The sequence below is a fragment of the Streptomyces tirandamycinicus genome, assembly GCF_003097515.1.
GTDB classification, from domain to species: domain Bacteria; phylum Actinomycetota; class Actinomycetes; order Streptomycetales; family Streptomycetaceae; genus Streptomyces; species Streptomyces tirandamycinicus.
The window spans coordinates 5,371,797-5,384,173 of sequence record NZ_CP029188.1; the positions used below are offsets into that span (position 1 = coordinate 5,371,797).

13 protein-coding genes are annotated in these 12,377 nt (G+C 72.4%); 10 read left to right on the top strand and 3 right to left on the bottom strand.

The genetic code is table 11. From position 1 onward, the window contains the following. The first annotated feature begins 2 nt into the window (after window positions 1-2). From DDW44_RS23595 to DDW44_RS23605, 3 genes are all read left to right on the top strand, one after another. A complete protein-coding gene (locus DDW44_RS23595; protein ID WP_027734027.1) occupies window positions 3-1,247 on the top strand; it encodes a sensor histidine kinase in 1,245 nt (414 codons plus the stop codon). 420 nt (window positions 1,248-1,667) lie between these two features. Then, window positions 1,668-1,964, top strand: coding sequence for a DUF4193 domain-containing protein (locus DDW44_RS23600; RefSeq protein WP_017946571.1), 297 nt, complete (start codon window positions 1,668-1,670; stop codon window positions 1,962-1,964). Window positions 1,965-1,977: 13 nt separating this feature from the next. Further along, the gene (locus tag DDW44_RS23605; protein ID WP_108907648.1) at window positions 1,978-2,937 is read left to right on the top strand and encodes a hypothetical protein; all 960 of its coding nucleotides are present in this window, start codon (window positions 1,978-1,980) and stop codon (window positions 2,935-2,937) included. Window positions 2,938-3,273: 336 nt separating this feature from the next. Here DDW44_RS23605 and DDW44_RS23610 read toward each other — a convergent pair whose 3' ends face one another. Further along, window positions 3,274-3,756 carry a DUF3093 domain-containing protein gene (locus tag DDW44_RS23610; RefSeq protein WP_017946573.1) on the bottom strand — a complete coding sequence of 161 codons (483 nt, stop codon included), beginning with the start codon at window positions 3,754-3,756 and terminating at the stop codon, window positions 3,274-3,276. Between the two features lie 58 nt (window positions 3,757-3,814). Between DDW44_RS23610 and DDW44_RS23615 the strand changes: the two genes are divergently transcribed. The 7 genes from DDW44_RS23615 to DDW44_RS23645 all read left to right on the top strand — a co-directional run bounded on the left by DDW44_RS23615 (window position 3,815) and on the right by DDW44_RS23645 (window position 10,738). Further along, complete coding sequence (locus tag DDW44_RS23615) at window positions 3,815-4,390, top strand: PaaI family thioesterase (RefSeq protein ID WP_108907649.1); 576 nt, start codon at window positions 3,815-3,817, stop codon at window positions 4,388-4,390. Then, on the top strand, window positions 4,390-4,911 hold the full coding sequence (dut, locus tag DDW44_RS23620) for a dUTP diphosphatase (RefSeq protein ID WP_018888424.1): 522 nt from the start codon (window positions 4,390-4,392) through the stop codon (window positions 4,909-4,911). Before DDW44_RS23615 ends, dut begins: the two co-directional genes overlap by 1 nt. A gap of 1 nt (window position 4,912) precedes the next feature. Continuing rightward, a complete protein-coding gene (locus DDW44_RS23625) occupies window positions 4,913-5,689 on the top strand; it encodes a DUF3710 domain-containing protein (protein ID WP_026165086.1) in 777 nt (258 codons plus the stop codon). A gap of 352 nt (window positions 5,690-6,041) precedes the next feature. Then, on the top strand, window positions 6,042-8,585 hold the full coding sequence (locus DDW44_RS23630; RefSeq protein ID WP_108907650.1) for a sensor histidine kinase: 2,544 nt from the start codon (window positions 6,042-6,044) through the stop codon (window positions 8,583-8,585). 76 nt (window positions 8,586-8,661) lie between these two features. Then, the gene (locus DDW44_RS23635; protein WP_018888427.1) at window positions 8,662-9,348 is read left to right on the top strand and encodes a response regulator; all 687 of its coding nucleotides are present in this window, start codon (window positions 8,662-8,664) and stop codon (window positions 9,346-9,348) included. Between the two features lie 235 nt (window positions 9,349-9,583). Beyond that, entirely contained in the window at window positions 9,584-9,991 is a 408-nt protein-coding gene (locus tag DDW44_RS23640; RefSeq protein ID WP_078503378.1) for an OB-fold nucleic acid binding domain-containing protein, read from the top strand. A gap of 3 nt (window positions 9,992-9,994) precedes the next feature. After that, window positions 9,995-10,738 (top strand): DUF3159 domain-containing protein, encoded by a 744-nt coding sequence (locus tag DDW44_RS23645; protein WP_017946580.1) that lies wholly within the window; start codon window positions 9,995-9,997, stop codon window positions 10,736-10,738. A gap of 72 nt (window positions 10,739-10,810) precedes the next feature. Here the strand turns inward: DDW44_RS23645 and DDW44_RS23650 are convergent, their stop codons facing one another. Together DDW44_RS23650 and DDW44_RS23655 are read right to left on the bottom strand one after the other, a co-directional pair. Then, the gene (locus DDW44_RS23650) at window positions 10,811-11,494 is read right to left on the bottom strand and encodes a potassium channel family protein (protein ID WP_017946581.1); all 684 of its coding nucleotides are present in this window, start codon (window positions 11,492-11,494) and stop codon (window positions 10,811-10,813) included. Then, window positions 11,494-12,162, bottom strand: a complete 669-nt coding sequence (locus DDW44_RS23655) for a potassium channel family protein (RefSeq protein WP_017946582.1) — start codon at window positions 12,160-12,162, stop codon at window positions 11,494-11,496. The genes DDW44_RS23650 and DDW44_RS23655 overlap by 1 nt, the downstream gene beginning before the upstream one ends. Between the last annotated feature and the right edge of the window lie 215 nt (window positions 12,163-12,377).

The following is a 12,377-nucleotide window of genomic DNA, read 5'->3' on the forward strand; positions in this document are numbered from 1 at the left end:
CCGTGGCGACGGCACCCGCGCCCCCCACCGCGCCCCCCAAGCCCACCTGGGACCCGAGAGAACCCGTCGGGCCCCTGCTGCGCCCCACCATCCGGATACGGCTCACCCTGCTGTACGGCGGGATGTTCCTGATCGCGGGCATCCTGCTGCTGTCGATCATCTACCTGCTGGCGGCGCAGGCGCTGCACGACGGTATCCGGCAGTCCGTCGAGGTCGGCGCCGCACCGGGAGCGAACGTCACGATCACCAGCCCCACCTGCCCCCGTATCAACGACCTGGTCGACAACGGCCAGCGCAACGCGGCGCTGAAGCTGTGCATCGCCGAGCAGCGCCAGCGTGCCCTCGACGAGCTTCTGACCCGCTCCCTCTTCGCGCTGCTCGGCCTCAGCGTGATCGCGTTCGCGTTCGGCTACGCCATGGCCGGCCGGGTGCTGTCCCCCCTCGGCAAGATCACCCGTACCGCCCGCCGGGTGGTCGGCACCGACCTCTCGCGGCGGATCGAGCTGGACGGCCCGGACGACGAGCTGAAGGAGCTGGCCGACACGTTCGACGAGATGCTGGAGCGGCTGGAGCGGGCCTTCTCCGCGCAGCAGCGGTTCGTCGCCAACGCCTCGCACGAGCTGCGCACCCCTCTGGCGATCAACCGGACCCTGCTGGAGGTGCACCTGTCGGACCCGGGTGCCCCCGCCGAGCTACGGCAGCTGGGGAAGACCCTGCTGGCGACCAACGAGCGCAGCGAGCAGCTGGTGGAGGGCCTGCTGCTGCTCGCCCGCAGCGAGAACCAGATCGTCGAGCGCAAGCCCGTCGACCTGGCCGAGGTCGCCGGCCGTGCCGTGGACCAGACGAGGGCGGAGGCGGAGGCCGGGGGCGTGGAGATCCGCGGGGAGCGCGCGCCCGCCGTCGTCCAGGGCAGCGGAGTCCTGCTGGAGCGGATCGCCCTGAACCTGGTGCAGAACGCGGTGCGGTACAACATCGCGGACGGCGGCTGGGTGGAGGTCACCACCAAGGCCGAGCACGGCCAGGCGGTGCTGGTGGTGGCCAACACCGGCCCGGTGGTGCCCGGCTACGAGATCGACAACCTCTTCGAGCCGTTCCGGCGGCTCCGCCAGGAGCGCACCGGCAGTGACCGGGGGGTCGGACTCGGCCTGTCGATCGCACGGTCGGTCGCGAGGGCCCACGGGGGCCGTATCATCGCGGAGCCGCGCGAGGGCGGCGGTCTCGTCATGCGCGTCACCCTGCCGCTCTGACCGGGCCACCGGACCTCCGACGGAGGCGCCGTGGGCCCCGGGAGGACGTCTCTGTTCGCTTTGCGCTGAATTCCCGGGGCCTGGACGCGAAGGTCGGCTGTGTGATCGATCACATGGGCGAATTTCCGGCCATGTACTCTCCGTCGTCGAAGACCCTCTGGAACGCCGGGAACGTCCGGGTTTCCGGGGGCCGGAATGACGGGAAGTACACGGGGTGGCACCCGTGAAGTGCGACATTAGGACCGTGTACGGTCCTGATCGCCATCCAAGCTGATCACTCATGAGGGGTCGGATTGGGTGTCGATTGAGTAACAGACCTTGATGTGAGGCAAAATCTCCGCCTCAGGTCGGGCACAAGTCCGGCCTCTCACGCGTTACGTGCGCTGGAGACACCGCAAACACCCAGAGGGGGAGAGCGACATGGCTACGGATTACGACACCCCACGCAAGACCGACGACGACATCGATTCCGACAGCCTCGAAGAGCTGAAGGCGCGCCGGAACGACAAGACGACCTCCACGGTCGACGTCGACGAGTTCGAGGCCGCGGAGGGCCTGGAGCTGCCCGGAGCGGACCTCTCGAACGAGGAGCTGGCCGTCCGGGTGCTGCCCAAGCAGGCGGACGAGTTCACCTGCATGAGCTGCTTCCTGGTCCACCACCGCAGCCAGCTGGCCCGCGAGAAGAACGGCCAGCCGATCTGCCGCGACTGCGACTGAGGCCCGGCCGGCCGTGGCAGACGACGGACCGGCGGACCGGCCGGCGAAGCGGCGCTTCGGCCGGAAGGGTCGCCCGGACCCACATCCGGGCGGTACCGGCCCGCGGGACGCCGGGATGTCTTCGGACGGGCGGGGTGACGCTCTCCACCCGCCCTCTCCGGACGCGCGTGACGACGAGCGGGGCCGGCCGGCCTCGCCCGAGACCGCACCCCGGGAAGGGCCCCCGACCAGGGCCCGGCGCCTGGACGCGGTCAGGCAGGGAGTCCGCAGGAGCGGCGGGGCCGCCGTGCGCAGGAGCGGCGAGGCCGCGAAGGCCACGCTGGGCTTCGTAGCCGACCGGCTCATCGAGTACGCGCCGCGGATTCCCGTCCGGGATCTCACCACCCTGCGGGCACAGTTCCCGGGCCTCGGCCCGGAGCAGATCGCGGACAAACTGGTCGCGGGCGCGGCCAAAGGCACATCGACCGTGGGCGCCGGGATCGGTGCCGCGGCCATGCTGCCGGTACCGCCCGCACTGCCGGCCGAGCTGGCGACGGAGATCATCGGCGTCGCGGTGATCGAGCTCAAGCTGATCGCCGAGTTGCACGAGGTCTACGGCCGGCGCCCGCCCGGCAATCTCGGGGAGCGCTCGGCCGCCTACCTCGGCAGCTGGTCGGAGGAGCGCGGCATCGACGTCTCCGACCCGGCGACGATCAACGCCGCCCTGGGCGGCCGGATGAAGCGCGAACTCCGGCAGCAGATCATGAAGCGCACGGTCCGCAATCTGCCGAACCTGATGCCGTTCATGATCGGTGCCGCCGTCGGCGCCGTGATGAACCGGCGCGACACCAGGAAGCTCGCCGAGCGCATCCGCAAGGACCTGCGTGCCCGGCAGGTCCCCTGGGACGAGCTGCCGCCGCAGCCCCGGCTGGAACAGCCCGGGGAGCTGCCGCACACCATTCCCGTCGAACTCCGCCGCGAACTCGACCGCTGACCCGGCCGACCCCGCCGCGTCCGCCGACTCCGCGTTCGTTGACTCCGTCGCGTCCGCCGACTGCGTGTTCGTTGACTCCGCTGATTCCGCGCACGGGGGCGCCCGCACGCCCGCGCACACACGCCCGCGTACGCACATACGCCCGCGCACGCGCGTGCACGCACGTAGGCGGACTATTCCACCCGGGGCACCCGCGCTCGCCCGTCCAGGGCCCGCCGAGGCCCGCGTGCAGCGGCGCCCACCCGGCCCGCCGCCCAGCCGTCCGGGCGCTGCCGCCCGTGCGCGGGAGACCGCCGGGAACCGCCGTCCGCCCCGGGCCGAGCGCCCGGCCGCGTCTCAGCCGCCCCGGACGGCTTGCAGCGCGGCGACCAGGCCCCGCGGGTCCCGTGTCGACAGGTACAGGTACGGCGTCGGGTCCTGCGGGTCGGTGACCGGCACCCGCACCGCCGTCGGCACATAGCTGCGCAGCAGCATGAAGGCGCGCGGATCCGCCTTGTACGAACGCCAGGCGCGGGCCTCCCCGGCGTCCAGCACCTCGGGTTCGCCGAGCGCCGGGACGGGGATCCGCGCGTCGCCCGCGACCAGTGAGTCCGCCACCACCCGGATCCGGGCGGAGCCGTACGAACTCACGCCGGCCGCCGCCAGCGCGCCCGCCGCGATCAGTCCGCCCAGCATCGGCACCGTACCCAGCGGCAGCAGGACCAGGCCGCCCGAGACCGCCACCAGGACGGTGATCAGCCACCAGGAGCGGGGGACGGTGAGGCGCTCGTCGAAACGGGGCGTGGCGGGGGTGCCGGACTCGGTGGCGGAGGGCTGCATGGATCCAAGCTTGGCACGGCGCGACCCGCAGGTTGCCGCGCGGGTAAGGTCTGCGCCTGTGAGTACTGCACTGACCCCTCCCGCCGACGCCGCGGCGCCGGTCCGGCACCCCGACGCGCCCGCCCCCGGTGAGCTGCTCGGGGCGCACTACGACTACTGCTTCGGCTGCGGTGGCGGACAGCCCCACGGGCTGCACCTGGAGGCACGGGCCGGCGAGGGCGTCAGTCTCACCGCCGAGTTCACGGTCACCGCCGCCCACCAGGGCGCACCGGGCCTCGCCCACGGCGGCGTGCTGGCCACCGCGCTCGACGAGACGCTCGGCTCGCTCAACTGGCTGCTGCGGGTGATCGCGGTGACCGGACGGCTGGAGACCGACTTCGTCCGTCCCGTCCCCGTGGGCACCGTGCTGTTCCTGGAGGCCGAGGTGACCGCGGTCGCCGGCCGCAAGATCTACTCCCGGGCGACCGGGCGGATCGGCGGCCCGGAGGGGCCCGTCGCCGTCCGTGCCGAGGCCCTCTTCATCGAAGTCAAGGTCGACCACTTCATCGACAACGGCCGCCCGGAGGAGATCCAGGCGGCCATGGCCGACCCCGACCAGGCCAGGCGCGCACGCGCCTTCGAGGTGAACCCCTGATGCGCCAACCCGTCGACGTACTCATCCGGCGTGTGGATCCGGAGGTGCCGATTCCGCAATACGGACATCCGGGCGACGCGGGTGTCGATCTGGTGACCACCCGGGCCGCCGAGCTGGCACCCGGCGAGCGCACCGTTCTGCCGACCGGGGTGTCCATCGCGCTGCCGGACGGCTACGCGGCGTTCGTGCACCCCCGATCGGGCCTCGCGGCCCGCTGCGGACTGGCGCTCGTGAATGCCCCGGGGACGGTGGATGCCGGGTACCGTGGGGAGATCAAGGTGATCGTGGTCAATCTGGACCCGCGCGAGAGCGTGCGGTTCGAGCGGTTCGACCGGATCGCACAACTGGTCGTCCAGCAGGTCGAGAAGGTGCGCTTCCACGAGGTGGCGGAGCTTCCCGGCTCGGCGCGGGCCGAGGGGGGCTTCGGGTCCACCGGAGGTCATGCCGCCGTGGGCGGATCGGGCGGCTCACAGGGTGGGAATCGATACGCTTCGGTCGTATCCGACCGGGAAGGACAGTGACGTGTTCGGACGTCGCAAGAAGAGCAGTCCCGCTGGGGAGTCAGCGGACGTGGCGGGCGAGGCCGAGCAGGTCGTCGACGAGCTCGACACGGGCGACGCGGCGGAGCCGGACGGGCCCCGCCGGGTGAACCTCCCGCCGGCGCCGCGGCCCGACGGCCCCTGGGACGTCTCCGAGGTCTCACGGCCCGAGGAGGGGCGCGTCGACCTGGGCGGACTGCATGTGCCCGGGGTCGAGGGCATGGAGCTGCGCGTGGAGGTCGCGGGCGACGCGATCGTGGCCGCCACGATCGTGCTGCGCGACAGCGCGATCCAGCTGCAGGCCTTCGCCGCCCCCAAGAAGGAGGGCATCTGGGGCGAGGTCCGGGAGGAGATCGCCTCCGGCATCACCCAGCAGGGCGGCGTCATCGACGAGGTCGAGGGCCCCCTCGGCTGGGAACTGCGGGCCCAGGTCCCGGTCCAGCTGCCCGACGGCACCGGCGGCGTGCAGCTGGTGCGCTTCGTGGGCGTGGACGGACCGCGCTGGTTCCTGCGCGGAGTGATCTCCGGCCAGGGCGCGGTGCAGCCGCAGGCCGCCGGTCTGCTGGAGCAGATCTTCCGGGACACGGTGGTGGTCCGCGGCGAGGGGCCGATGGCACCCCGCGACCCGATCGTGCTGAAGCTTCCGAACGACGCGCAGATGGTGCCCGAGGGCGTGCAGCAGGAGGATCAGGAGACGTCCCGGTTCTCCGGCGGCATGGGACAGCTGCAGCGCGGCCCGGAGATCACCGAGGTGCGCTGAACGCGGACGTACCCCACGGCGAAGCGGCCGTGGCGCCGTGCGGTGGGCCGCACCCCGACGGGGTGCGGCCCACCGCCGTTCGCTTTCCGCCCCGGCGCCCGTCCCGCGGCCGGACCATGGGGCCTGATCCCCGGTCCGCACGGCCGCCGGGAGCGCCGGGACGGGCGCCGGGCTGACGGGGCGGGGGACGGGGCGCCACGGGGAGGGACGGCGGCGCGTCAGAATCGCGTCAATACCGCCCCCGGGGGAGCAAGCGGTCCGATGTGTCCGATGTCCCGGATGTAGCGTCGGCAGGGCGTCCACGGCGGGCGCGGCGGCCGGTGCCCGGCTGCCGGTGAAGGACAATGAGGCCATGGCGCGCGGCAAGCTACGGATCTATCTCGGGGCCGCACCGGGCGTGGGCAAGACCTACGCGATGCTCTCCGAGGCACACCGGCGCGTCGAACGGGGCACGGACTGCGTCGTCGGTCTGGTGGAGCACCACGACCGGCCGCGGACCGAGGTGATGCTGCACGGGCTGGAGCAGGTCCCACGCCGGGAACTGGTGTACCGGGACGCCGTCTTCACCGAGATGGACGTCGACGCCGTGCTGGCCCGCCGGCCCGCCGTCGCGCTCGTGGACGAACTGGCCCACACCAATGTGCCCGGCTCGCGCAACACCAAGCGCTGGCAGGACGTCGAGGAGCTCCTCGCCGCCGGTGTCGACGTGATCTCGACGGTCAACATCCAGCACCTGGAGTCGCTCGGCGACGTCGTCGAGTCGATAACCGGCGTGCGCCAGCGGGAGACCGTCCCCGACGAGGTCGTCCGCCGCGCCGACCAGATCGAGCTGGTCGACATGTCGCCGCAGGCGCTCCGCCGCCGCATGGCGCACGGCAACGTCTACAAGCCCGACAAGGTCGACGCGGCCCTGTCCAACTACTTCCGCCCCGGCAACCTCACCGCCCTGCGCGAGCTCGCCCTGCTGTGGGTCGCCGACCGGGTCGACGAGTACCTCCGGCAGTACCGGGGCGAGCACGACATCCGCACCACCTGGCAGGCCCGCGAGCGCATCGTCGTCGGCCTCACCGGCGGCCCCGAGGGGCGCACCCTGATCCGGCGCGCCGCCCGCCTCGCGGAGAAGGGCGCGGGCGGCGAGGTGCTCGCCGTCTACATCTCCCGCAGCGACGGACTGACCTCGGCGTCCCCCGAGGAGCTGGCACTCCAGCGCACCCTCGTCGAGGACCTCGGTGGCACCTTCCACCACGTCGTCGGCGACGACGTCCCCTCCGCGCTGCTGGAGTTCGCCCGCGGGGTCAACGCCACCCAGATCGTGCTCGGCTCGTCCCGCCGCAAGGCCTGGCAGTACGTCTTCGGCCCCGGGGTGGGCGCCACGGTCGCCCGTGAGTCGGGTCCCGACCTGGACGTCCACATCGTCACCCACGAGGAGGCCGCCAAGGGACGCGGGCTGCCGGTGGCCCGCGGCGCGCGGCTCGGCCGCTCGCGGAGCATCGCGGGCTGGCTGGTCGGGGTCGCCGGCCCGGTGGTGCTGACGCTGCTGCTGACCAATGTCAGCCCGAACCTCGGCCTGGCCAACGACATGCTGCTGTTCCTGTCGCTGACCGTGGCCGCGGCGCTGCTCGGCGGCCTGCTGCCGGCCCTCGCGTCCGCCGCCTTCGGCTCCATGCTGCTGAACTACTTCTTCGCGCCGCCCCTGTACCGGTTCACGATCTCCGACCCGAAGAACATCGTCGCCATCGCGGTCTTCTTCGGCGTCGCCGTAGCCGTCGCCTCGGTCGTCGACCTCGCCGCCCGGCGGACGCAGCAGGCGGCCCGGCTGCGCGCCGAGTCCGAGATCCTGTCGTTCCTCGCGGGCAGCGTGCTGCGCGGCGAGACGGCCCTCGGCGCCCTGCTGGAGCGGGTCCGCGAGACCTTCGGCATGGAGTCCGTGGCGCTGCTGGAACGCCAGAGCGACGTGGACCCCTGGACCTGCGCGGGCAGCGTCGGACCCCGGCCCGTGGGCCGTCCCGAGGACGCCGACGTGGACATGCCCGTGGGCGAGAACATGGCGCTGGCGCTGTCGGGCCGCTTCCTGCCCGCCGAGGACCGGCGCGTCCTCGGCGCCTTCGCCGCCCAGGCCGCCGTCGTCCTGGACCGGCAGCGGCTCGTGGACCGGGCCGAGGAGGGCCGGAAACTCGCCGAGGGCAACCGCATCCGCACCGCGCTGCTCGCCGCCGTCAGCCACGATCTGCGCACCCCGCTCGCCGGTATCAAGGCGGCCGTCACCTCGCTGCGCTCCGACGACGTCGAGTGGTCCGAGGAGGACCGGGCCGAACTGCTCGAGGGGATCGAGTCGGGCGCCGACCGGCTGGCCCATCTCGTCGGCAACCTGCTCGACATGTCCCGGCTCCAGACCGGCACCGTCACCCCGCTCGTCCGTGACATCGACCTGGACGAGGTCGTCCCGATGGCCCTCGTGGGCGTTCCGGAGGGCAGCGTCGAGCTGGACATCCCCGAGACCCTGCCGATGGTCGGCGTGGACAAGGGCCTGCTGGAGCGGGCCGTCGCCAACATCGTCGAGAACGCCGTCAAGTACAGCCCCGAGGCCACCCCCGTCATGGTCTCGGCGAGCGCCCACGGCGGCCGGGTCGAGGTACGCGTCGCCGACCGCGGCCGGGGTGTCCCCGACGAGGCCAAGGACCGCATCTTCGAGCCGTTCCAGCGGTACGGGGACGCTCCGCGCGGGTCGGGGGTCGGGCTCGGCCTCGCCGTGGCACGCGGCTTCGTCGAGGCGATGGGCGGCACACTGTCCGCGGAGGACACCCCCGGTGGCGGCCTGACGATGGTCCTCACCCTCCAGGCGGCCTCCGGCGCCGCCGCCCCGGGCCCCGGGGTCCCCGCGCGGGCAACCGGCTGACCGCGCACACCGCGCACACCCCGGACACCCCGCACACCAGCCCCGACGACGGACGAGAGACGGAAGGAAGGCACTGATGACCCGAGTGCTCGTGGTCGACGACGAGCCGCAGATCGTGCGCGCCCTCGTGATCAACCTCAAGGCGCGCAAGTACGAGGTCGACGCCGCCCCCGACGGCGCGGCGGCACTGCAGCTCGCCGCGGCGCGGCACCCCGACGTCGTCGTCCTCGACCTCGGGCTGCCGGACATGGACGGCGTCGAGGTGATCAAGGGGCTGCGCGGCTGGACGCGCGTGCCGATCCTGGTCCTGTCCGCGCGGCACACCTCCGACGAGAAGGTCGAGGCCCTCGACGCCGGCGCCGACGACTACGTCACCAAGCCGTTCGGCATGGACGAGCTGCTGGCCCGGCTGCGGGCCGCGGTGCGCCGTGCCGAGCCGGCCGGTGGCGACGCGGACGAGATCGTGATCGTCGAGACCGAGGGCTTCACCGTCGACCTCGCGGCGAAGAAGGTCAACCGCGACGGCAAGGACGTACGGCTCACCCCGACCGAGTGGCATCTGCTGGAGGTCCTGGTCCGCAACACCGGCCGCCTGGTCAGCCAGAAGCAGCTGCTCCAGGAGGTGTGGGGGCCCTCGTACGGCACGGAGACCAACTACCTGCGGGTCTACATGGCCCAGCTGCGCCGCAAGCTGGAGGCCGACCCCTCGCACCCCCGGCACTTCGTCACCGAGCCGGGGATGGGCTACCGGTTCGAGCGCTGAGCGGGCCCGTGACTCGCGGTCCGCGGTCCAAGGTTCATGGGTTCGTGGTCCACGGTCAGCGGTCCGTGGCGCACGGTCCGTGGTCACTGGTGCACGGTCCGTCGTCCGTGGCCCGTGGTCCGGCGGATCCGTACCGCCGCGTGCGGGCTCGGGACGGCCCCATACCGCCCCAGTACCACCCCGTACCGTTCCATCTCCTGACGGTGCCCGTACACCGCCCCGGTACGCTTTCACCATGAGTGCTGTACCCAGCTCCGGGAACGACGGGAAGCCGGCAGGCCGCTTCCGTCGGATGCTCGACCGCCTGTCCAGCTCCCAGCAGGAACTCGAGTCCGCGGAGCTCAAGGAGGACGCACAGGCGTCCGGTTGCACACCCATCTGCGACTGCGGCGACCGGCAGATAGTGAAGGTGACTGGTACCTTGCGCACGGTCACCCTGCGTCCGCGGGCCGGAGTCCCCGCCCTGGAGGCGGAGCTCTTCGACGGTTCCGCGGCCCTGGACGTGGTGTGGCTGGGCCGGCGCTCCATCGTGGGCATAGAACCGGGCCGCAAGATGATCGCCTCCGGCAGGATCTCGATGAGCCAGGGCCGGCGGGTGCTGTTCAATCCCAAATACGAGCTCCGACCGCTCGGACAGGAGTAGCCGGTGACGTCCCTCGACAAGCCGACCACGCAGGAACAGGGCGACGACGGCCACGGCCGCCACGCCAAGGCCGTGACCGAGGCGGCCCTGTTCGAGGCCTTCGGCGGTATCCGGGGCACGGTCGAGACGATCCTGCCCGGACTGCTCTTCGTCACGATCTACACGGTCAACAAGGACCTGCACGTCTCGGCCATCGCGGCCCTCGGGCTGTCGCTGGTCCTGGTCGCCGTCCGGCTGGTCCGCCGGGACACCGTGAAGCACGCCTTCAGCGGCGTCTTCGGTGTCGCCTTCGGTGTCGTCTTCGCGATGATGACCGGCAACGCGAAGGACTTCTACCTGCCGGGCATGCTGTACACGCTGGGCCTCGCCCTGGCGTACATCATCACGACCCTGGCGGGCGTCCCCCTGATCGGCCTCATCCTCGGGCCGGTCTTCAAGGAGAACCTCTCCTGGCGCACCCGCAACCCCGGCCGCAAGAAGGCCTATGCCAAGGCCAGCTGGGCCTGGGGCCTGATCCTGCTCGCCAAGTGCGCGATCCTCTTCCCGCTCTACTGGTGGGCCGACACCACGCAGCTCGGCTGGGTCCTGGTCGCGCTCAAGCTCCCGCCGTTCCTGCTGGCGGTCTACCTGACCTGGGTCTTCCTGGCCAAGGCTCCGCCGCCCATCGACGTCTTCGCCGAGATGGAGGAGCAGGAGCGCGCCGAGGAGGCCCGCAAGGCGGCCGCGGCCCGCGAGGGCGAGGCGTAGCCGCCCGGAGGCCCGACCTCCGGGCCTCCGCGGCCTGCGGGCCCGCCCCGCCGCGCGCCGCCCCGCGCGCCGTCAGCCCGTGGCCGCCGGGCCCTCGCGGCGGACCGAGAGCAGGTCCTCCAACTGCTCCTCGCGCGCCTGGGCGGCCACGAAGAGGAGCTCGTCGCCGGGCTCCAGCGTCTCCTCGTTGTGCGGGGTGAGCACCCGGGGGCCCCGGATGATCGTCACCAGTGAGGTGTCCTCGGGCCACGCCACGTCGCCCACCTGCGTACCGGCCAGCGCCGACTCCGGCGGCAGGGTCAGCTCGACGAGGTTGGCGTCGCCGTGGCTGAAGCGCAGCAGCCGCACCAGGTCGCCGACGCTGACGGCCTCCTCGACCAGCGCCGACATCAGCCGCGGCGTGGACACCGCGACGTCGACGCCCCACGACTCGTTGAACAGCCACTCGTTCTTGGGGTTGTTCACCCGGGCCACCACACGCGGCACGCCGTACTCGGTCTTCGCGAGCAGCGAGACCACCAGGTTCACCTTGTCGTCACCCGTCGCCGCGATCACCACGTTGCAGCGCTGCAGCGCCGCCTCGTCCAGCGACGTGATCTCACAGGCGTCGGCCAGCAGCCACTCCGCCTGCGGCACCCGCTCCACCGAGATGGCGGTGGGCGCCTTGTCGATCAGGAGCACCTCGTGCCCGTTCTCCAGCAGCTCTCCCGCGATGGAACGACCCACCGCGCCGGCGCCGGCGATCGCGACCCGCATCAGTGACCGCTCCCCTCGGGACCCTGGGCGAACGCCGCCTCGATCTTCTCGATCTCGTCCGTGCGCATCATCACGTGCACCAGATCGCCTTCCTGCAGCACGGTCTGTGAGGTCGGCAGGACCGCCTCGCCCAGGCGGGTGAGGAACGCGACCCGCACCCCGGTCTCCTCCTGGAGCCGGCTCACCTTGTGGCCGATCCAGGCCGGGGAGGTGTGCACCTCGGCGAGCTGGACCGCGCCGCTCGGATCCCGCCACAGCTCCTCGGCCCCGGAGGGCAGCAGCCGGCGGAGCATCTGGTCCGCGGTCCAGCGGACCGTCGCCACCGTGGGGATCCCCAGCCGCTGGTAGACCTCGGCGCGCCGCGGGTCGTAGATGCGGGCGGCGACGTTCTCGATGCCGAACATCTCGCGCGCGACCCGGGCGGCGATGATGTTGGAGTTGTCCCCGCTGCTGACCGCCGCGAACGCGCCGGCCTCCTCGATGCCCGCCTCGCGGAGCGTGTCCTGGTCGAAGCCGACGCCGGTGACCCGGCGCCCCCCGAACCCGGAGCCCAGGCGACGGAACGCGGTGGGGTCCTGGTCGACGACGGCGACCGTGTGCCCCTGTCGCTCCAGGGTCTGCGCGAGCGCTGCTCCCACGCGCCCGCAGCCCATGATCACGATGTGCACCTATCTACCCCGCAGTCCTGGTCATCACGATGACCTGCGCAAACACCCTGCTCACTCTTCTCTCCCGGCTCCGCCGGGCCACGATGGGGCGCAGCGTGCGGTTGCCGCCCCAGACGAGCTTATGCCGGGGCACCCGCGTTGCCCTCATCCGCGGTGCCGATACCGCCGGTAGGGCAGACGGCGTCGCTCTCGGTGGCGGACCCGTTGCCTCAGCG

Coding starts and splice junctions, on each gene's coding strand:
- DDW44_RS23600 (WP_017946571.1), top strand. CDS start 1,668: ATGGCTACGGATTACGACACCCCACGCAAGACCGACGACGACATCGAT.
- DDW44_RS23610 (WP_017946573.1), bottom strand. CDS start 3,756: ATGCAGCCCTCCGCCACCGAGTCCGGCACCCCCGCCACGCCCCGTTTC.
- dut (WP_018888424.1), top strand. CDS start 4,390: ATGCGCCAACCCGTCGACGTACTCATCCGGCGTGTGGATCCGGAGGTG.
- DDW44_RS23630 (WP_108907650.1), top strand. CDS start 6,042: ATGGCGCGCGGCAAGCTACGGATCTATCTCGGGGCCGCACCGGGCGTG.
- DDW44_RS23635 (WP_018888427.1), top strand. CDS start 8,662: ATGACCCGAGTGCTCGTGGTCGACGACGAGCCGCAGATCGTGCGCGCC.
- DDW44_RS23640 (WP_078503378.1), top strand. CDS start 9,584: ATGAGTGCTGTACCCAGCTCCGGGAACGACGGGAAGCCGGCAGGCCGC.
- DDW44_RS23650 (WP_017946581.1), bottom strand. CDS start 11,494: ATGCGGGTCGCGATCGCCGGCGCCGGCGCGGTGGGTCGTTCCATCGCG.